The organism is Escherichia sp. KTE172 (genome assembly GCF_000408845.1).
In the GTDB taxonomy this organism is placed as follows: Bacteria; Pseudomonadota; Gammaproteobacteria; order Enterobacterales; family Enterobacteriaceae; genus Escherichia; species Escherichia coli.
In genome coordinates, this window is the sequence record NZ_KE137316.1 from 4556560 (window position 1) to 4575910 (window position 19351).

Annotated in this window: 18 protein-coding genes; 10 read left to right on the forward strand and 8 right to left on the reverse strand. The window is 53.2% G+C overall.

The features are described from left to right. The first annotated feature begins 199 nt into the window (after positions 1-199). Positions 200-1318, forward strand: a complete 1119-nt coding sequence (gene wzz(fepE) / locus G434_RS02860) for an LPS O-antigen length regulator Wzz(fepE) (protein WP_000096759.1) — start codon at positions 200-202, stop codon at positions 1316-1318. Positions 1319-1329: 11 nt separating this feature from the next. Here the strand turns inward: wzz(fepE) and fepC are convergent, their stop codons facing one another. From fepC to fepD, 3 genes are read right to left on the reverse strand one after another with little or no spacing between them, the layout of a single operon-like run. After that, positions 1330-2145, reverse strand: coding sequence for an iron-enterobactin ABC transporter ATP-binding protein (gene fepC, locus G434_RS02855; protein ID WP_000140647.1), 816 nt, complete (start codon positions 2143-2145; stop codon positions 1330-1332). Next, positions 2142-3134 (reverse strand): iron-enterobactin ABC transporter permease, encoded by a 993-nt coding sequence (gene fepG, locus G434_RS02850; protein ID WP_000640923.1) that lies wholly within the window; start codon positions 3132-3134, stop codon positions 2142-2144. Before fepG ends, fepC begins: the two co-directional genes overlap by 4 nt. Continuing rightward, positions 3131-4135 (reverse strand): Fe(3+)-siderophore ABC transporter permease, encoded by a 1005-nt coding sequence (gene fepD / locus G434_RS02845; RefSeq protein ID WP_001298899.1) that lies wholly within the window; start codon positions 4133-4135, stop codon positions 3131-3133. Before fepD ends, fepG begins: the two co-directional genes overlap by 4 nt. 110 nt (positions 4136-4245) lie before the next feature. Here fepD and entS point away from each other — a divergent pair, with 110 nt between their 5' ends. Then, a complete protein-coding gene (gene entS / locus G434_RS02840) occupies positions 4246-5496 on the forward strand; it encodes an enterobactin transporter EntS (protein WP_001041789.1) in 1251 nt (416 codons plus the stop codon). A 3-nt stretch (positions 5497-5499) separates the two neighbouring features. On the opposite strand, the gene fepB is transcribed toward entS, so the two are convergent. Further along, positions 5500-6456: a Fe2+-enterobactin ABC transporter substrate-binding protein gene (fepB, locus tag G434_RS02835; RefSeq protein ID WP_001234347.1), complete on the reverse strand. Its 957-nt coding sequence runs from the start codon at positions 6454-6456 to the stop codon at positions 5500-5502. Between the two features lie 188 nt (positions 6457-6644). Between fepB and entC the strand changes: the two genes are divergently transcribed. The 7 genes from entC (at position 6645) to G434_RS02800 (ending at position 14110) form a co-directional block, all read left to right on the forward strand. Beyond that, positions 6645-7820, forward strand: a complete 1176-nt coding sequence (gene entC, locus G434_RS02830) for an isochorismate synthase EntC (protein WP_001309338.1) — start codon at positions 6645-6647, stop codon at positions 7818-7820. 9 nt (positions 7821-7829) lie between these two features. Next, positions 7830-9440 carry a (2,3-dihydroxybenzoyl)adenylate synthase EntE gene (gene entE / locus G434_RS02825; RefSeq protein WP_000026840.1) on the forward strand — a complete coding sequence of 537 codons (1611 nt, stop codon included), beginning with the start codon at positions 7830-7832 and terminating at the stop codon, positions 9438-9440. A gap of 13 nt (positions 9441-9453) precedes the next feature. Then, positions 9454-10311: an enterobactin biosynthesis bifunctional isochorismatase/aryl carrier protein EntB gene (entB, locus tag G434_RS02820; RefSeq protein WP_001007148.1), complete on the forward strand. Its 858-nt coding sequence runs from the start codon at positions 9454-9456 to the stop codon at positions 10309-10311. Then, positions 10311-11057 carry a 2,3-dihydro-2,3-dihydroxybenzoate dehydrogenase EntA gene (gene entA / locus G434_RS02815; protein WP_000347633.1) on the forward strand — a complete coding sequence of 249 codons (747 nt, stop codon included), beginning with the start codon at positions 10311-10313 and terminating at the stop codon, positions 11055-11057. Before entB ends, entA begins: the two co-directional genes overlap by 1 nt. A 2-nt stretch (positions 11058-11059) precedes the next feature. Then, positions 11060-11473, forward strand: a complete 414-nt coding sequence (gene entH / locus G434_RS02810; protein ID WP_000637940.1) for a proofreading thioesterase EntH — start codon at positions 11060-11062, stop codon at positions 11471-11473. A 180-nt stretch (positions 11474-11653) separates the two neighbouring features. Then, positions 11654-13759 (forward strand): pyruvate/proton symporter CstA, encoded by a 2106-nt coding sequence (gene cstA / locus G434_RS02805; RefSeq protein WP_001043146.1) that lies wholly within the window; start codon positions 11654-11656, stop codon positions 13757-13759. Between the two features lie 153 nt (positions 13760-13912). Further along, positions 13913-14110, forward strand: a complete 198-nt coding sequence (locus G434_RS02800) for a YbdD/YjiX family protein (protein ID WP_000460431.1) — start codon at positions 13913-13915, stop codon at positions 14108-14110. Between the two features lie 9 nt (positions 14111-14119). On the opposite strand, the gene hcxA is transcribed toward G434_RS02800, so the two are convergent. Beyond that, positions 14120-15208: a hydroxycarboxylate dehydrogenase HcxA gene (hcxA, locus tag G434_RS02795; protein WP_001120474.1), complete on the reverse strand. Its 1089-nt coding sequence runs from the start codon at positions 15206-15208 to the stop codon at positions 14120-14122. 107 nt (positions 15209-15315) lie between these two features. On the opposite strand from hcxA, the gene ybdL reads away from it, so the two are divergent. Beyond that, positions 15316-16476: a methionine-oxo-acid transaminase gene (gene ybdL, locus G434_RS02790; RefSeq protein ID WP_000183951.1), complete on the forward strand. Its 1161-nt coding sequence runs from the start codon at positions 15316-15318 to the stop codon at positions 16474-16476. On the opposite strand, the gene G434_RS02785 is transcribed toward ybdL, so the two are convergent. The 3 genes from G434_RS02785 to citR all read right to left on the reverse strand — a co-directional run bounded on the left by G434_RS02785 (position 16477) and on the right by citR (position 19348). Beyond that, positions 16477-17106, reverse strand: a complete 630-nt coding sequence (locus tag G434_RS02785) for an IbrB-like domain-containing protein (RefSeq protein ID WP_000502941.1) — start codon at positions 17104-17106, stop codon at positions 16477-16479. Then, complete coding sequence (locus G434_RS02780) at positions 17079-18299, reverse strand: phosphoadenosine phosphosulfate reductase (RefSeq protein ID WP_000029780.1); 1221 nt, start codon at positions 18297-18299, stop codon at positions 17079-17081. The genes G434_RS02785 and G434_RS02780 overlap by 28 nt, the downstream gene beginning before the upstream one ends. A gap of 146 nt (positions 18300-18445) precedes the next feature. Continuing rightward, positions 18446-19348 carry a DNA-binding transcriptional repressor CitR gene (gene citR / locus G434_RS02775; protein WP_001366450.1) on the reverse strand — a complete coding sequence of 301 codons (903 nt, stop codon included), beginning with the start codon at positions 19346-19348 and terminating at the stop codon, positions 18446-18448. Positions 19349-19351 lie beyond the last annotated feature (3 nt).

Consider the following 19351-nt stretch of genomic DNA (forward strand, 5'->3'; position numbering starts at 1 on the left):
AACCCATAATTACAGAAAATAATTATGGGTTTATCATTTGTTTAATTTATAAATTTGGTGGGTGTTTCTCTGAAATAGAGTGAATGTTGCATTCAGTGGGAGTAATTTACAAACTTCAGCTTCGGATAAATCTCACCAACTGGTAGAGTGGGGGCCGTGGAGATTTACTCTTATTGGACTCATTTTCAGGTTATACCCCATGTCATCACTGAATATTAAACAGGGAAGTGACACTCATTTTCCCGAGTATCCTCTGGCGTCGCCCAGTAATAATGAAATTGATTTACTTAATCTAATCGAAGTTTTATGGCGGGCCAAAAAAACGGTCATGGCGGTCGTTTTTGCGTTTGCCTGCACAGGATTGCTGATCTCTTTCATCCTGCCGCAAAAATGGACCAGCGCGGCGGTTGTCACGCCTCCAGAACCTGTTCAGTGGCAGGCGCTTGAGAAAACATTCACTAAGCTTCGTGTGCTGGATCTGGATATCAAAATTGATCGTACAGAAGCATTTAACCTGTTTATCAAGAAGTTTCAGTCGGTTAGCTTGCTGGAAGAGTACCTGCGCTCAACACCTTATGTGATGGACCAATTAAAAGAGGCGAAAATCGACGAGCTGGATTTGCATCGCGCAATTGTCGCATTGAGCGAAAAAATGAAAGCGGTTGATGACAATGCCAGTAAGAAAAAAGATGAACCGTCACTGTATAACTCCTGGACGCTAAGTTTTACCGCGCCAACCAGTGAAGAGGCGCAGACCGTTTTGAGCGGGTATATCGATTATATCTCTGCGTTGGTGGTGAAAGAGTCGATAGAAAACGTCCGTAATAAACTGGAGATCAAAACCCAGTTTGAAAAAGAAAAACTGGCTCAGGACCGCATTAAAACGAAAAATCAACTTGATGCAAACATTCAGCGCCTCAATTATTCACTCGACATTGCTAACGCGGCAGGAATTAAAAAGCCCGTTTACAGTAATGGTCAGGCCGTTAAAGATGACCCCGATTTCTCTATTTCTCTCGGCGCAGACGGTATTGAACGCAAACTGGAAATTGAAAAAGCGGTTACTGACGTTGCGGAACTGAACGGTGAATTACGTAATCGTCAGTATCTTGTTGAGCAGTTAACAAAAGCAAATATCAACGATGTGAATTTTACGCCGTTTAAATATCAGTTAAGCCCGTCATTGCCAGTGAAAAAAGACGGTCCGGGTAAGGCGATTATTGTGATCCTTTCTGCGATGATCGGCGGGATGGTGGCTTGTGGTGGCGTGCTGTTGCGCCATGCGATGGCATCCAGAAAACAGGATGCCGTGATGTAAGAGCACTTAGTTTAACTATTTGCGGTTGAAGGTGCCGTTCGTCCGAGCGGCACCACGAGCGGCGTTCCGGCAACCGGGTCGTCAATAATCATGCAGCGCAGACCATAAATGCGCTCGATCAATTCAGCAGTGACAATCTCTTTCGGCGCTCCCTGAGCAACAATTTTCCCTTCCCGCAATGCAATCAAATGGCTGGCGTAACGACAGGCCTGATTAAGATCGTGCAGCACCGCCGCCAGGGTATAGCCTTTCTCGCGGTTCAGTTCGCTTAACAGTTCCAGGAGATCAATCTGATGACTGATATCCAGCCAGGTCGTGGGTTCATCGAGCAGCATAATTGCCGTTTCCTGGGCCAGCACCATCGCGATCCACGCTCTCTGGCGTTGCCCACCGGAGAGGGTATCCACGCTTTGATCCGCCAGATGGGTGATTCCCGTGGCCTGCATCGCTTTTGTGACGGCCTCTTCATCTTCTTTGCGCCAGCGGGTAAACAGCGGTTGATGCGGGTAACGCCCACGCGCCACCAGCTCCTGCACGGTGATATCTCCCGGCGTGGTGGCGTTTTGCGCCAACAGGCCAATCCGGCGTGCAACCTCTTTACTGGCGTAATGTTGAATGTGCTCACCATCCAGCCAGACATGCCCGTGAGCAGGCGTCATCAGGCGGCTTAAGGTACGCAGTAACGTGGATTTACCGCAGCCATTTGGCCCGATAATTGCCGTGAAGTGACCATCAGGTATTTCTACAGTCAGATTTTCCGCAACGGTATATTTGCCATATCCGAGGGTTAACTGTTCGCCACGCAAACGGGCTACTGATTCGGTCATTTTTTGCGAGACTCCTGAATTAACAAGACGATAAGGTAAATACCGCCGAGGCTGACGGTAACGACGCCAACCGGAAGTTGATACGGCATAAACAGTTGTTGGGCGCAGAGATCGGCCGCCAGCAGTAACAACGCCCCGCACAGCGCCGCCTGGGTCAGCCCCCAGCGAGCGGTGCCGCTAATGCGTCGGGCAATGTGCGGCGCGACTAAAGCAATAAAGGAAATCGGCCCGGCAAGCGCTGTTGCCGCAGCGGTAAGCACCACTGCAACCAGCATCATTAACAGACGCGAACGTTCGACGCTGACGCCCAGCGCACACGCGGTATCATCGCCCATTTCCAGCAAGCGCATCCGGCGTACCAGTAAGGCGGCGGCAATGAGCATCAATATAATGATGGGTGCGGAAGGCGAGGTTTTTGCCCACGTCAGGCCGTTGAGCGATCCGGCATTCCACAAACCCGCTGTTAGCGCCGTTTCTAAAGACGCTTTCAGCAACAGCCAGGTATTAAAGGCCACCAGCATGGCGCGAACGCCGATGCCGATAATAATCAACCGAAAGGTGTCGATGCCGTTACGCCAGGCAAGCAGCCAGACCAACAGCGAAGTGATAATGCCCCCCGCCATTGCTGCCAGGGCAATAGCCGTCAGGTCCTGACCAAACAGCACCATCGCCACCAGCACGCCGCTCCACGCCCCGGTGTTAAAGCCCATTACGTCAGGGCTGCCGAGCGGGTTACGCATCAGCGACTGAAAAATCGCGCCGCTGACGCCCAGTGCCGCGCCAATCAACAGCGCCATCAGCACGCGTGGTAAACGCCATTCGGTGACCACCATCGTCATACTGCGCGGCGCATCGCCCATCAGCGCGGCGAATATCTGCGAGGTTTCCAGCGTGACGGTACCGCTGCGTAATCCCCAGATACCTGCAACCACACAGGCGGTAATTAGCAGCAAACAGGTGATGATTAATCGGCGAGAGACGTAAATCATGCGCCACCTCGCGTTTTACGTCGCACGAGGAAGATCAGCACCGGTGCGCCAATAAAGGCACTGACTACAGAAACGCGCAGTTCGCCGGGCACAATCACCCGCCCGATGATATCGGCAAACAGCAGCAGGGCAGGGGTGGCAAGTAGTGTGACGGGCAGCGACCAGCGATGATCTGCTCCAACCAACCAACGTGCCATATGCGGCATCATCAGGCCAATAAAGGCAATCGGGCCAACTACCGCCGTCGCACTACCACAAAGCACGGTAATCGCCAGCAGACCAATCAACTGTGTGCGCGCCACGCGACTACCCAGCGCCGTCGCGGTGTCACTGCCGAGGCTTAAACTGTTCAGCGCGCGGCTCAGTAATAGCGCGGTTGCTCCGGCGATCAGCACCGGGATCAGCACCACTTTTAAGGTATGTAGATTGCGAATATCCAGCGAACCGGCTTGCCAGAAACGCAACTGATCGTAGACGTCAGGATTAAGCAGGGCGATGCCGCTGGTCAGCCCTTCCAGCACCGCCGCCAGTGCCACGCCCGCCAGGGTTAAACGCACCGGACTTAACTGCCCGCCGCCCTGGCTGCCGGTAAAGGCAACAATCAATGAGGCCACCAGCGCCCCGGCGAAGGCCATCGCCAGTTGTTCCTGCGCGGATGAGTAACCAAACAGCGCCGCACCCAGCACAATGGCAAAGCTGGCTCCGGCGTTCACACCAAGCAAGCCGGGGTCGGCAAGTGGGTTTCGGGTGAGGGTTTGCATCAACGCCCCGGCAAGGCCAAGCGCACCGCCGGCCAGTAAACCGGCAAGGGTGCGCGGCAGTCGCGCGTCGAGCACGATGGTGCAGTCGGCGCTCTGGCAGGTGCCGGAGAAGGCCTCCAGCACTACGGAAGCGGGGAGTGATTTTGCCCCAATGAGCAGGCTTAATGCCGTCGCGATAATCAGTAATAACAGCAATCCGGGCACGGCAATGGCGCGTGTCACGGCAACAGAACCAGACATACGAACTTCCATGATAATGAAATTAATTATCGTTATCGATCATATTTGGATATGTTAGCATGTGCAGCCTAAGAATAGGTATTTAAAATATTTGATGGCAAGGTATTGTAATGAATAAACAATCCTGGCTGCTTAACCTCAGCCTGTTGAAAACGCACCCGGCGTTTCGCGCAGTATTCCTCGCTCGTTTTATCTCAATTGTGTCTCTGGGTTTGCTCGGCGTCGCGGTACCGGTGCAGATCCAGATGATGACGCATTCTACCTGGCAGGTGGGGCTTTCGGTGACGCTGACCGGCGGCGCGATGTTTGTTGGCCTGATGGTCGGCGGTGTGCTGGCGGATCGCTATGAACGCAAAAAAGTGATTTTGCTGGCGCGCGGCACCTGTGGCATTGGCTTCATTGGACTGTGCCTTAATGCACTGCTGCCGGAGCCATCTCTATTGGCAATCTATTTACTCGGTTTATGGGATGGTTTTTTCGCATCGCTTGGCGTTACGGCGCTACTGGCGGCGACACCTGCACTGGTAGGGCGTGAAAACTTAATGCAGGCCGGGGCGATCACCATGTTGACCGTGCGTCTGGGGTCGGTGATTTCGCCTATGATTGGCGGTTTATTGCTGGCGACCGGCGGCGTAGCCTGGAACTACGGGCTGGCGGCGGCGGGCACGTTTATTACCTTGCTACCGTTGTTAAGCCTTCCGGCGTTGCCACCGCCACCGCAGCCGCGTGAGCATCCGTTGAAATCATTACTGGCAGGATTTCGTTTTCTGCTCGCCAGCCCGCTGGTGGGAGGGATTGCGCTGCTGGGTGGTTTATTGACGATGGCGAGCGCGGTGCGGGTACTGTATCCGGCGCTGGCTGACAACTGGCAGATGTCGGCGGCACAGATTGGTTTTCTCTATGCGGCGATCCCGCTCGGTGCGGCTATTGGCGCGTTAACCAGCGGGAAGCTGGCACATAGCGCGCGACCAGGGTTATTGATGCTGCTTTCCACGCTGGGATCGTTCCTCGCCATTGGTCTGTTTGGCCTGATGCCGATGTGGATTTTAGGCGTGGTTTGTCTGGCGCTGTTCGGCTGGCTGAGCGCGGTTAGTTCGTTGCTGCAATACACAATGCTGCAAACGCAAACCCCGGAAGCGATGTTAGGGCGGATTAACGGTTTGTGGACGGCGCAAAACGTGACGGGCGATGCCATAGGCGCGGCGCTGCTGGGCGGTTTGGGCGCGATGATGACACCGGTTGCTTCCGCAAGCGCGAGCGGTTTTGGTTTGTTGATTATCGGCGTGTTGTTATTGCTGGTGCTGGTGGAGTTGCGGCGTTTTCGCCAGACGCCGCCGCAGGTGACAGCGTCCGACAGTTAATGCTTAAAACAGCGCCTTAAGCCGTTCCAGCACTTGCATGGCGCTGTAGTAATCCAGACGGAACGTCTCGGTTCCCAGCGCATAAACCTGCTTGTTTTGTACTGCAGGCAGGTGCGCGAGCAGCGGATTAGCATAAATCGCATCGGCATCTTTCTGATCACCGGCGAACAGGAATAGTGACTCGCCATTTAACCCTGAAGCCAGATTTTCCCCACCAAGCTGAATGATGTCATGGCGTTTGCCCTGGCTTTGGCTGGCGTTTAACCCTGCTGGCAACTTCGCCAGCGTAAAGCCGAGTTGTTCCAGCATCTGCCCTTGTGCTGATTCAGGCGTCCAGAGATTAGCACTGTGTGCAGCGGCGGTATAGACAATGGCAGTGACCGGCTGCGGAGGTAATTTGATTTGCTCTTTCGCCGCCGCCAGTTGCTTATCAAACTGCGCAATCCGCTCTGCCGCTTGTTTCTCATGCCCGGTAATTTCGCCAAGCTGCGTTAACAGCGACTGCCAGCTTTTGTCGTCGTAATTGATGATTAATGTTGGGGCGATGGTGGAAAGCTGATCGTACAGCGCCAGCGCCGAATCGCCGCCGGTTGCGCTAATTAAAATCAGATCCGGCATTTGCGCGGCAACGGCTTCTGCACTTGGTTCGCCGATATAGAGCCGTTGCAGTTTGCGTTCTTTCGCCACCTTGCTCCACTGGCGTAAAAAGCCCTGGTCATCCGCGACGCGGTTATTCGGCGTGGTCGCGCCGCTGGCAATCACCGGAGCATCAATCGCCAGCAGTGAGCCGGTCAGGGTGACGCTGGTGGAAACAATACGCTGCGGCTGGCTTTCCAGGGTATGAGTGCCCCGGCTGTCAGTAATCTGACGCGGCCAGTCGGCGGCCTGAACTGCGACTATTCCTGAAAGCAAAAGTCCTGTTAATAGAAGGGCGTTGCGGTAGAGCGGGGCGAGTCTCACAAGTCAGCTTCCTGTTATTAATGAAGTTAATGCTTCTCATTTTCATTGTAACCACAACCAGATGCAACCCCGAGTTGCAGATTGCGTTACCTCAAGAGTTGACATAGTGCGCGTTTGCTTTTAGGTTAGCGACCGAAAATATAAATGATAATCATTATTAAAGCCTTTATCATTTTGTGGAGGATGATATGGATACGTCACTGGCTGAGGAAGTACAGCAGACCATGGCAACACTTGCGCCCAATCGCTTTTTCTTTATGTCGCCGTACCGCAGTTTTACGACGTCAGGATGTTTCGCCCGCTTCGATGAACCCGCTGTGAACGGGGATTCACCCGACAGTCCCTTCCAGCAAAAACTCGCCGAGCTGTTTGCCGATGCCAAAGCGCAGGGCATCAAAAATCCGGTGATGGTCGGGGCGATTCCCTTCGATCCACGTCAGCCTTCATCGCTGTATATTCCTGAATCCTGGCAGTCGTTCTCCCGCCAGGAAAAACAATCTTCAGCCCGCCGTTTTACCCGCAGCCAGTCGCTGAACGTGGTGGAACGCCAGGCAATTCCGGATCAAACCACGTTTGAACAGATGGTTGCTCGCGCCGCCGCACTTACCGCCACGCCGCAGGTCGACAAAGTGGTGTTGTCACGGTTGATTGATATCACCACTGACGCCGCCATTGATAGTGGCGTATTGCTGGAACGGTTGATTGCGCAAAACCCGGTTAGTTACAACTTCCATGTCCCGCTGGCTGATGGTGGCGTTCTGCTGGGGGCCAGCCCGGAACTGCTGCTACGTAAAGACGGCGAGCGTTTTAGCTCCATTCCGTTAGCCGGTTCCGCGCGTCGTCAGCCGGATGAAGTGCTCGATCGCGAAGCGGGTAATCGTCTGCTGGCGTCAGAAAAAGATCGCCATGAACATGAACTGGTGACTCAGGCGATGAAAGAGGTACTGCGCGAACGCAGTAGTGAGTTACACGTCCCTTCTTCTCCACAACTGATCACCACGCCGACGCTGTGGCATCTCGCAACTCCCTTTGAAGGTAAAGCGAATTCGCATGAGAACGCACTGACGCTGGCCTGTCTGCTGCATCCGACCCCCGCGCTGAGCGGTTTCCCGCATCAGGCCGCGACCCAGGTTATTGCTGAACTGGAGCCGTTCGACCGCGAACTGTTTGGCGGCATTGTGGGTTGGTGTGACAGCGAAGGTAACGGCGAGTGGGTGGTGACCATCCGCTGCGCGAAGCTGCGGGAAAATCAGGTGCGTCTGTTTGCCGGAGCGGGGATTGTGCCTGCGTCGTCACCGTTGGGTGAGTGGCGCGAAACGGGCGTCAAACTTTCTACCATGTTGAACGTTTTTGGATTGCATTAAGGAGTGAGGATGAGCATTCCATTCACCCGCTGGCCGGAAGAGTTTTCCCGTCGCTATCGGGAAAAAGGCTACTGGCAGGATTTGCCGCTGACCGACATTCTGACCCGTCATGCCGCAAGCGACAGCATCGCGGTCATCGACGGCGAGCGGCAGTTGAGTTACCGGGAGCTGAATCAGGCGGCGGATAACCTCGCGTGTAGTTTGCGCCGTCAGGGCATTAAACCTGGTGAAACCGCGCTGGTACAACTGGGTAACGTCGCTGAACTTTACATTACCTTTTTCGCGCTGCTGAAACTGGGCGTTGCGCCGGTGCTGGCGCTGTTCAGCCATCAGCGTAGTGAACTGAACGCCTATGCCAGCCAGATTGAACCGGCGTTACTGATTGCCGATCGCCAGCATGCGCTGTTTAGCGGAGATGATTTCCTCAATACATTTGTTGCAGAGCATTCCTCCATTCGCGTGGTGCAACTGCACAACGACAGCGGTGAGCATAACTTGCAGGATGCGATTAACCATCCGGCTGAGGATTTTACTGCCACGCCGTCACCTGCTGATGAAGTGGCCTATTTCCAGCTTTCCGGCGGCACCACCGGCACACCGAAGCTGATCCCGCGCACTCATAACGACTACTACTACAGCGTGCGTCGTAGCGTCGAGATTTGTCAGTTCACACAACAGACACGCTACCTGTGCGCGATCCCGGCGGCTCATAACTACGCCATGAGTTCGCCAGGATCGCTGGGCGTATTTCTCGCTGGCGGCACTGTCGTTCTGGCTGCCGACCCCAGCGCCACGCTCTGCTTCCCATTGATTGAAAAACATCAGGTGAACGTCACCGCGCTGGTGCCACCCGCAGTCAGCCTGTGGTTACAGGCGCTGACCGAAGGCGAAAGCCGGGCGCAGCTTGCCTCGCTGAAACTGTTACAGGTCGGTGGTGCACGTCTTTCTGCCACGCTTGCGGCGCGTATTCCCGCAGAGATTGGCTGCCAGTTACAGCAGGTATTCGGCATGGCGGAAGGGCTGGTGAACTACACCCGTCTTGATGATAGCGCGGAGAAAATTATCCATACCCAGGGCTATCCAATGTGTCCGGACGATGAAGTGTGGGTTGCCGATGCTGAAGGAAATCCACTACCGCAAGGAGAAGTTGGACGCCTGATGACGCGCGGTCCGTACACCTTCCGTGGCTATTACAAAAGCCCGCAGCACAATGCCAGCGCCTTTGATGCCAACGGTTTTTACTGTTCTGGCGATCTGATCTCTATTGATCCAGAGGGGTACATCACCGTGCAGGGGCGCGAGAAAGATCAGATCAACCGTGGCGGCGAGAAGATCGCTGCCGAAGAGATCGAAAACCTGCTGCTGCGCCATCCGGCGGTGATCTACGCCGCACTGGTGAGCATGGAAGATGAGCTGATGGGCGAAAAAAGCTGTGCTTATCTGGTGGTAAAAGAGCCTCTACGCGCGGTGCAGGTGCGTCGTTTCCTGCGTGAACAGGGTATTGCCGAATTTAAATTACCGGATCGCGTGGAGTGTGTGGATTCACTTCCGCTGACGGCGGTCGGGAAAGTCGATAAAAAACAATTACGTCAGTGGCTGGCGTCACGCGCATCAGCCTGAAGGAGAGAACACGATGGCTATTCCAAAATTACAGGCTTACGCACTGCCGGAGTCTCACGATATTCCGCAGAATAAAGTCGACTGGGCCTTTGAACCGCAACGTGCCGCGTTGTTAATCCATGATATGCAGGACTATTTTGTCAGCTTCTGGGGCGAGAACTGCCCGATGATGGAGCAGGTGATCGCGAATATTGCGGCACTACGCGACTACTGCAAACAGCACAATATCCCGGTTTATTACACCGCCCAGCCGAAAGAGCAGAGCGATGAAGATCGGGCGCTGTTGAATGATATGTGGGGGCCTGGCCTGACCCGTTCGCCGGAACAGCAAAAGGTGGTGGATAGCCTGACGCCAGATGCCGACGACACGGTGCTGGTGAAGTGGCGCTACAGCGCGTTTCATCGTTCCCCGCTGGAGCAAATGCTGAAAGAGAGTGGACGTAACCAGCTGATTATTACCGGGGTATATGCCCACATTGGCTGTATGACCACCGCAACCGACGCATTTATGCGCGATATTAAACCGTTTATGGTGGCAGATGCGCTGGCCGATTTCAGCCGTGACGAGCATTTGATGTCGCTGAAATATGTGGCCGGACGTTCTGGCCGGGTGGTGATGACCGAAGAATTACTGCCAGCACCTATCCCCGCCAGCAAAGCGGCGCTGCGTGAGGTGATCCTGCCGTTGCTGGACGAGTCCGATGAACCGTTCGATGACGACAACCTGAACGACTACGGTCTGGATTCGGTGCGGATGATGGCGCTGGCGGCGCGCTGGCGCAAAGTGCATGGCGATATCGACTTTGTCATGCTGGCGAAAAACCCGACCATCGACGCCTGGTGGAAGCTACTTTCCCGCGAGGTGAAATAATGGATTTCAGCGGTAAAAATGTCTGGGTAACTGGCGCAGGGAAAGGTATCGGCTACGCCACGGCGCTGGCGTTTGTTGAGGCGGGAGCGAAAGTCACTGGTTTTGATCAAGCGTTCGCTCAGGAGCAATATCCCTTTGCGACAGAAGTGATGGATGTTGCCGATGCTGCGCAGGTGGCGCAGGTATGTCAGCGACTGTTAGCTGAAACGGAGCGACTGGACGTGCTGGTCAATGCGGCGGGAATTTTGCGCATGGGCGCGACCGATCAGCTCAGTAAGGAGGACTGGCAGCAGACTTTTGCGGTCAATGTCGGTGGTGCGTTTAACCTGTTCCAGCAGACCATGAACCAGTTTCGCCGTCAGCGGGGCGGGGCGATTGTTACTGTTGCGTCCGACGCCGCACACACGCCGCGCATTGGTATGAGTGCTTATGGCGCGTCGAAAGCGGCGCTGAAAAGCCTGGCGTTGAGCGTTGGGCTGGAACTGGCGGGTAGCGGCGTGCGCTGTAATGTGGTTTCGCCAGGCTCCACCGACACCGATATGCAACGCACGCTGTGGGTGAGCGATGACGCCGAAGAGCAGCGTATTCGCGGCTTTGGCGAGCAGTTTAAACTCGGCATTCCGCTGGGGAAAATCGCCCGTCCACAGGAGATCGCCAATACGATTTTGTTCCTCGCCTCTGACCTCGCCAGCCATATCACCCTACAGGATATTGTGGTGGATGGCGGCTCGACGCTGGGGGCATAAGCATGATCTGGAAACGCCATTTAACGCTCGACGAGCTGAACGCCACCAGCGATAACACAATGGTGGCGCATCTGGGAATTGTGTATACCCGTCTGGGCGATGATGTGCTGGAAGCCGAAATGCCGGTTGATAACCGTACTCATCAGCCGTTTGGCCTGCTGCATGGCGGCGCGTCGGCGGCGCTGGCGGAAACGCTGGGATCGATGGCCGGATTTATGATGACCCGCGACGGACAGTGTGTGGTGGGCACGGAACTTAACGCCACACATCATCGCCCGGTGTCTGAAGGCAAGGTGCGCGGTGTCTGCCAGCCGCTGCATCTTGGGCGGCAAAATCAGAGCTGGGAAATCGTCGTTTTCGATGAACAGGGGCGGCGTTGTTGCACTTGTCGGCTGGGTACGGCAGTTTTGGGATGAGCCCGACAGAATTAAATGAGATTGCAGGAAAACTCGGTTAACGGAGTGATCGAGTTAACATTGTTAAGTTAAATATTGGTTTCAACTCCGATTTACATGGTTGCCGTGTTGTTAAATTGTACAAAGATGTTATAGAAACAAAATGTAACATCTCTATGGACACGCACACGGATAACAACTATGAACAAATCAGGGAAATACCTCGTCTGGACAGTGCTCTCTGTAATGGGAGCATTTGCTCTGGGATACATTGCTTTAAATCGTGGGGAACAGATCAACGCGCTGTGGATTGTGGTGGCGTCGGTCTGTATCTATCTGATCGCTTACCGTTTTTATGGGCTGTATATCGCCAAAAATGTGCTGGCGGTTGACCCGACGCGTATGACGCCAGCGGTGCGCCATAACGACGGGCTGGACTATGTGCCGACGGACAAAAAAGTGCTGTTCGGTCACCATTTTGCGGCCATTGCCGGAGCAGGTCCGTTGGTTGGGCCGGTACTGGCGGCGCAAATGGGTTACCTGCCAGGGATGATCTGGCTGCTCGCTGGGGTGGTTCTCGCCGGTGCGGTGCAGGATTTCATGGTGCTGTTTGTTTCTACGCGCCGCGATGGTCGCTCGCTGGGTGAGCTGGTCAAAGAAGAGATGGGGCCAACCGCCGGGGTGATTGCGCTGGTGGCCTGCTTTATGATCATGGTCATTATCCTTGCAGTACTGGCGATGATCGTGGTGAAAGCCCTGACCCATAGTCCGTGGGGAACGTATACCGTTGCGTTCACCATTCCGCTGGCGCTGTTTATGGGGATCTACCTGCGTTATCTGCGTCCGGGGCGTATTGGCGAAGTGTCGGTGATTGGCCTGGTATTCCTGATTTTCGCCATTATCTCTGGCGGCTGGGTGGCAGAAAGTCCGACCTGGGCACCGTACTTTGATTTTACGGGTGTGCAGCTGACCTGGATGCTGGTGGGTTACGGCTTCGTGGCGGCGGTGCTGCCAGTGTGGTTGCTGCTGGCTCCGCGCGACTACCTCTCAACCTTCCTGAAAATCGGGACTATCGTCGGTCTGGCGGTAGGCATTTTGATTATGCGCCCGACGCTGACCATGCCTGCGCTAACTAAATTTGTCGATGGCACAGGCCCGGTATGGACCGGTAACCTGTTCCCGTTCCTGTTTATCACCATCGCTTGTGGCGCGGTGTCTGGCTTCCATGCGCTGATCTCTTCCGGTACCACGCCGAAGATGCTGGCGAACGAAGGGCAGGCGTGTTTTATCGGCTACGGCGGGATGTTAATGGAATCCTTCGTAGCGATTATGGCGCTGGTTTCCGCCTGTATCATCGATCCGGGTGTGTACTTCGCCATGAACAGCCCGATGGCGGTGCTGGCTCCGGCAGGGACGGCGGATGTGGTTGCTTCTGCCGCGCAGGTGGTGAGTAGCTGGGGCTTTGCGATTACCCCGGATACGCTAAACCAGATTGCCAGCGAAGTGGGTGAACAGTCGATCATTTCCCGTGCGGGCGGTGCGCCGACCCTGGCGGTGGGGATGGCCTACATTCTGCACGGTGCGCTGGGCGGCATGATGGATGTGGCGTTCTGGTATCACTTCGCCATTCTGTTTGAAGCACTGTTTATTCTGACGGCGGTGGATGCAGGTACGCGTGCCGCGCGCTTTATGTTGCAGGATCTGCTGGGCGTGGTGTCTCCGGGCCTGAAACGGACCGATTCACTGCCTGCTAACCTGCTGGCAACGGCGCTGTGCGTACTGGCGTGGGGCTACTTCCTCCATCAGGGTGTGGTCGATCCGCTGGGCGGTATTAACACCTTGTGGCCGCTGTTTGGTATTGCCAACCAGATGCTGGCAGGGATGGCGCTGATGCTCTGTGCTGTGGTGCTGTTCAAAATGAAACGTCAACGTTACGCCTGGGTGGCGCTGGTACCAACGGCCTGGCTGCTGATTTGTACCCTGACCGCAGGCTGGCAGAAAGCGTTTAGCCCGGATGCGAAAGTCGGCTTCCTGGCGATTGCTAACAAGTTCCAGGCAATGATCGACAGCGGCAATATTCCATCGCAGTATACTGAGTCACAACTGGCGCAACTGGTGTTCAACAACCGTCTTGATGCCGGGTTAACCATCTTCTTTATGGTGGTCGTGGTGGTTCTGGCACTGTTCTCGATTAAGACGGCACTGGCGGCATTGAAAGAGCCGAAGCCAACGGCGAAAGAAACGCCGTATGAGCCAATGCCGGAAAATGTCGAGGAGATCGTGGCGCAGGCGAAAGGCGCGCACTAAAGTCAGAGTGAGGGGGGAATGTTGGCGAAAGTTGGCATGGTGCCGAGTGTTCCCCCTCACCCTAACCCTCTCCCCGTTGGGGCGAGGGGACTGACCGAGCGCGTTGATAGCTATTAATGCACTCTATCAGCAACCTGTTTACCGGAGGTATTGATGTTTGATTCACTGGCAAAAGCCGGAAAATATTTAGGTCAGGCGGCGAAACTGATGATTGGTATGCCTGATTACGACAACTATGTCGAACATATGCGGGTTAACCATCCCGATCAAACGCCGATGACCTACGAGGAGTTTTTCCGTGAGCGGCAGGACGCGCGCTACGGTGGAAAAGGCGGCGCGCGCTGCTGCTAAATATGTACGTCAGGCTTTAAACGATTCCACTTTTTCGAACGCTGCACGCAACGTATCCGGTGTCAGCGTGACCGGCAGGTAATGAATGGATTCCACCGGACGCAAGGTGTGGGCAATCACTTTGTCGATCTCCGCCTGATTATTGATATCCACTTCCAGCTCCGCCAGCGTAGTCGGCAGATGAAAACGCTGATACGCTCCAGTTAATTGCGCCAGCACATCATCCTGACCCAGCAAGGCGCTTTGCACCAGAATTCCGTAGGCGACTTTGGTGCCGTGGAGAAACTTCTCGGTTTGCGGCAGCACGGTCAGACCGTTATGCACGGCATGAGCTGCTGCCACACGCGTAAAACGATCGCCCAGACCACCGACCATTCCACCTCCGGCAATAATCGCATCCACCACATCGCAAAATGATTGCGTTAACTGGTGATTTTGCTGATCGGCAAGCGCCTGTTCGCTACTGTTTAACAAGACGTCGCGAATGGCCTGCGCATTATTGATCCCCAGTCGCACGGTTAGCGGCAACGTTTCTGGTTGCGGGGCCAGCACCACCGCTTCATACCATTTCGCCAGCGTGTCACCGATCCCCGCCAGCAGATATTCTTGCGGCGCATTGAGGATAATCTCTGGCTCCACCAGCACCATAAAATTGGCGTCGTCGAAAATCTCATAATGCAGCGCCTGTCCGGCATCGTTATACCAGACGGAGAGCGGTGTCCAGGCGGCGCAGGTGGCGGCGATCGTCGGAACGGCAACAAACGGCAGACCGAGACGGCGGGCGAGGGCTTTCGCGGTGTCGAGCAGTGCGCCGCCGCCGACGCCAATCACCACGCTGCGATCGTCACCGGACTCAGCCGCCAGTTGTTGTACATCGCTTTCGCTGCAATGGCCGCGAAACAAAATATGCTTTGCCCCTGGCAGTTCAAACGCTGGCGGAAGTTTTGTTTGCGCCGCAGCAATGGCGCGTTCGCCGTAGATCCACACCGCGCGAGAAAGTTGTTCATCAGTGAAAAAATCGTGCAGGTGATTGAGACTGCCGGGATGTGAAAAGTAGTTAGCCGGGCCGACGACCACGCGGATAGGATTGTGAGGCATGTTGTGTTGTCCTTATTGTTTTATTTAGACATCTAAACGTCTTGATTGCCAAATACTAGCATCGTGTTATAGTGCCTTCAACACAACTTCGTCAGGCACAATAAAAAATGACAAATAACCCTCTGATTCCACAAAGCAAACTTCCACAACTTGGCACCACTATTTTCACCCAGATGAGCGCGCTGGCGCAGCAACACCAGGCGATTAACCTTTCGCAAGGCTTTCCTGATTTTGATGGTCCGCGCTATTTGCAGGAGCGGCTGGCGTACCATGTTGACCAGGGGGCAAACCAATACGCGCCTATGACTGGCGTGCAGGCCTTGCGCGAGGCGATTGCTCAGAAAACGGAACGTCTGTATGGCTATCAACCGGATGCCGATAGTGATATCACCGTAACGGCAGGGGCGACGGAAGCGTTATATGCAGCGATTACCGCATTGGTGCGCAATGGTGATGAAGTGATCTGCTTTGATCCCAGCTATGACAGTTACGCGCCCGCCATCGCGCTTTCGGGGGGAATAGTGAAACGTATTGCACTGCAACCACCGCATTTTCGCGTGGACTGGCAGGAATTTGCCGCATTGTTAAGCGAGCGCACCCGACTGGTGATCCTCAACACCCCGCATAACCCCAGTGCAACTGTCTGGCAGCAGGCTGATTTCGCCGCTTTGTGGCAGGCAATTGCCGGGCACGAGATTTTTGTCATTAGCGATGAAGTTTACGAGCACATCAACTTTTCACAACAGGGCCATGCCAGCGTGCAGGCGCATCCGCAGCTGCGTGAGCGGGCGGTGGCAGTTTCTTCATTTGGCAAGACCTATCATATGACCGGCTGGAAAGTGGGTTATTGCGTTGCGCCAGCGCCCATCAGTGCCGAAATTCGCAAGGTACATCAGTATCTGACCTTTTCGGTGAATACCCCGGCACAGCTGGCGCTTGCCGATATGCTACGTGCAGAACCTGAGCATTATCTTGCGTTACCGGACTTTTATCGCCAGAAGCGCGATATTCTGGTGAATGCCTTAAATGAAAGCCGGCTGGAGATTTTACCGTGCGAAGGTACATACTTTTTGCTGGTGGATTACAGCGCCGTATCTACCCTGGATGACGTTGAGTTTTGCCAGTGGCTGACGCAGGAGCACGGCGTAGCGGCGATTCCGCTATCGGTGTTTTGCGCCGATCCCTTCCCACATAAACTGATTCGTCTCTGTTTTGCCAAGAAGGAATCGACGTTGCTGGCAGCAGCTGAACGCCTGCGCCAGCTTTAGCTATTTAACCGTCCAGGCGCGGGAATATTGACGGTCGGCAAACAACTCTTGCAGGCCGTTAATTTGCTTCAGGCGTAGCACTTCGTCGCTGTCCATTCCCAGCTCTTTGCCAATTTTATTATCGTCCCATCCCAACTGGCTGAGTTCACGGACGATTTCTGACATGGCAGTGATTTGGTGACGTCCACGAGCGCGGTTATGACGAATAGTCGCGGCGATGCGTTGATTACGCGTACCTTCCAGACAGGTCACCGGCAAATAACCTTTTAAGCGTAATTTTAACGATGATGAGCCTTTACCAATTTCATGGCGGTGAAAACCATCCACGATTTCCAGGGCATTTTTATCCGTATGCGTGACCACAATGGGTTGGGTAAAACCATCTATTTCAATGGATTTTTTCAGCAGTTTTTTTTCGGGTGGTGCCACGTTGTTTGGGTTGTAATCATTAGGCATAAGTTGGCTGTTTTTAACCCACAGAACGCAATCCACTGGCTCTTCTCGAAAGGGGCTAACCTGATGGATCGCCATGCGGATTTCATTAATCGCTTTGATGCGATCGTCTTCCGGCAAGCTGGCGAGAAATTGGGTTAAATCCTGCGTTAATCGTTGTTGCATAGTATCCCCCATTCCTGACGTTTTCCTTTTATTCGTTCGTTATAACGCTGATAGTTCTTCGCTTTGGTCGGGCTAAATGATAATGCCCGACACCAGTAATCGTTATTGAGTAAAACTTTGCATATTCGCCGCCAGGAGGGGATATCTTTCGCGCCAATGTCCCCTTGCTGGGTTTGTGGAACCTCGATGCCTTTTTTCTGATACCAGTGCAAATAAATGGCGATTTTATTGCGATAATGCTCAGCTGTTTTCTCCGGCATGCTGTTGAGTAGCAATAATGCATACTCCTGCCAGTCTAAATGTTCGGGCTTGAGGATTTTCCGATGACCATAAAAATGGTTGTCATGTCCGGCGTAAATGCCGCCACTTTTTACCCCGCTGACTCGTGCGCACATAGCAGCCCAGCGATCCGGTTCGATAACGTGATAGAGCCATAATCCTTGCCGTTGTTCCGGACCAAAAGGTTCGCAAATTCGCATATGACGTAGAGGAACGCCTGCCTGATACATTATATTATACAGTGGGTTACAGAGGCGTTGATGGCTAGCATACCAGGTCCAGATATCAGCGACTTTCCAGTCGTAGATGGGGTAAATGTACCAGCTATGACCGCCTGGTGCGGCAGTAGTCCAGGGCTTATCATCGGCAAAACGTTGTTTATTTAAACTGGCGATGGCGACAAAACGGTTGTAGGACTCATCCGCACGGATGCCGATCATCATCGCCGCCGGACGTTTTTGCGAAAACCATTCGGCAAACTCACGCACAAATTGTTCGAAGGTCATGCCAGGCTGGTAAAAGGAGAAAAAGTCAGGATCGGTTATCGCATCTTGCGGGGGCTGACGTACCCATTCGACATCAGGTTCCCAGCACTGCCATTCGGGTTGGTATTGTGATAGGGAATTTTGCGTTGTAAGCGGGAGCGCAATCCAGTAAAACTCTTCGATGACATCGGTGTACAACTCGCGCAGAGACTGAACATAGTTAATGGTGCAAGAGAACTGAGCTTCCCAGTCGATAAATAAAACACAAATTTTTTTGCCCATTTGTCGGGCAAGTTCGGCGGTCAGATGCAGCATTAATCCGGAATCTTTACCACCCGAAAAAGAAACGCAGACGCGGGGTAGGGTGTTAAGTGTCCAGGTAATACGTTCTTTTGCAGCTTCCAGAATATTCAGTGGAAGCGGGATTTTATAAATAGACATCTGAAAACGCTCTCTGAACGTTACGGGGTGACTCGTGAGATGAATCCGTTAATTATAGGGTAAACGAAGCAAGATAGAGCACATTATTTTATATTCACACAATGAATTAATTGATGCGTAATATAACATTTATCCGTGGTAATAAATCAGAAGCTATCATTTAAACGATCTATGAATCGTGAGAAGACAAGGTTGTTCAACGAAGCCTTGTTATAGGAAATATAAAGTTTAACCGCAGGAAGTGGTCGTTCCAGTTTTATCTCTTGTAACTTCAAAAAATCACGATGTAAATCGTACAGTTCGGTGGGCACAATGCCCAATAAGTCAGTAACAGAAATACTATTAATTATCGTCAACAAAGAAGAACTGCGAAATGAAACTTTACGGTTCATAAAACGTTCATCTATGTCCATTTGAATTTCGTCAATCCCTGCTGATTTAGATATCAACAAGGTGAATTCTTCGGCGATAATTTGTTCATAGTTACTGGTATCGGTAATACGAGGATGTTTGTTGCTACATATAAGAGAATTGCGAATAGTATGTAACGGCATGCAGATGACAGAGCGGCTAATTACTGGTTGTAGTGTAATTGCCAGGTCAGTTTTGCGTTGAACCAACAGTTCTTCGGCATTTTCAGCTGAAAGCAGTATGTCATGGCATTCTATATCGATTGAAGTATCTTGTCTAAGACAGCGGATTAGCATGTTGTTATTAGTACAAGAAATAAGCTGAGGACCGTAGATAATAAAATTTTTCTTTAGCTCAGACTTATTAACAATATTGATCGTTTGTTCAATGCCTCTGAGATTTTTCTCAAGATGATGATGCAGATTTAACCCTGTCGTAGTCGGCGCGATACCTTTCCCTGAGCGAATGAATAACGGGTCATTAAATTGCGCACGTAAACGTTGTAACGACTGACTAACAGCAGAGGGCGTTATATATAATGATTCTGCCGCTTTACTAATGCTGAGATGTTGATAAATACACTCAAATATGACCAGTAAATTCAGATCAAATTTTTTTAGGTCATAAAGATTCGCCATAAC

Coding starts and splice junctions, on each gene's coding strand:
- fepC (WP_000140647.1), bottom strand. CDS start 2,145: ATGACCGAATCAGTAGCCCGTTTGCGTGGCGAACAGTTAACCCTCGGA.
- fepG (WP_000640923.1), bottom strand. CDS start 3,134: ATGATTTACGTCTCTCGCCGATTAATCATCACCTGTTTGCTGCTAATT.
- fepD (WP_001298899.1), bottom strand. CDS start 4,135: ATGTCTGGTTCTGTTGCCGTGACACGCGCCATTGCCGTGCCCGGATTG.
- entS (WP_001041789.1), top strand. CDS start 4,246: ATGAATAAACAATCCTGGCTGCTTAACCTCAGCCTGTTGAAAACGCAC.
- entC (WP_001309338.1), top strand. CDS start 6,645: ATGGATACGTCACTGGCTGAGGAAGTACAGCAGACCATGGCAACACTT.
- entE (WP_000026840.1), top strand. CDS start 7,830: ATGAGCATTCCATTCACCCGCTGGCCGGAAGAGTTTTCCCGTCGCTAT.
- entB (WP_001007148.1), top strand. CDS start 9,454: ATGGCTATTCCAAAATTACAGGCTTACGCACTGCCGGAGTCTCACGAT.
- entA (WP_000347633.1), top strand. CDS start 10,311: ATGGATTTCAGCGGTAAAAATGTCTGGGTAACTGGCGCAGGGAAAGGT.
- entH (WP_000637940.1), top strand. CDS start 11,060: ATGATCTGGAAACGCCATTTAACGCTCGACGAGCTGAACGCCACCAGC.
- cstA (WP_001043146.1), top strand. CDS start 11,654: ATGAACAAATCAGGGAAATACCTCGTCTGGACAGTGCTCTCTGTAATG.
- G434_RS02800 (WP_000460431.1), top strand. CDS start 13,913: ATGTTTGATTCACTGGCAAAAGCCGGAAAATATTTAGGTCAGGCGGCG.
- hcxA (WP_001120474.1), bottom strand. CDS start 15,208: ATGCCTCACAATCCTATCCGCGTGGTCGTCGGCCCGGCTAACTACTTT.
- ybdL (WP_000183951.1), top strand. CDS start 15,316: ATGACAAATAACCCTCTGATTCCACAAAGCAAACTTCCACAACTTGGC.
- G434_RS02785 (WP_000502941.1), bottom strand. CDS start 17,106: ATGGGGGATACTATGCAACAACGATTAACGCAGGATTTAACCCAATTT.
- G434_RS02780 (WP_000029780.1), bottom strand. CDS start 18,299: ATGTCTATTTATAAAATCCCGCTTCCACTGAATATTCTGGAAGCTGCA.
- citR (WP_001366450.1), bottom strand. CDS start 19,348: ATGGCGAATCTTTATGACCTAAAAAAATTTGATCTGAATTTACTGGTC.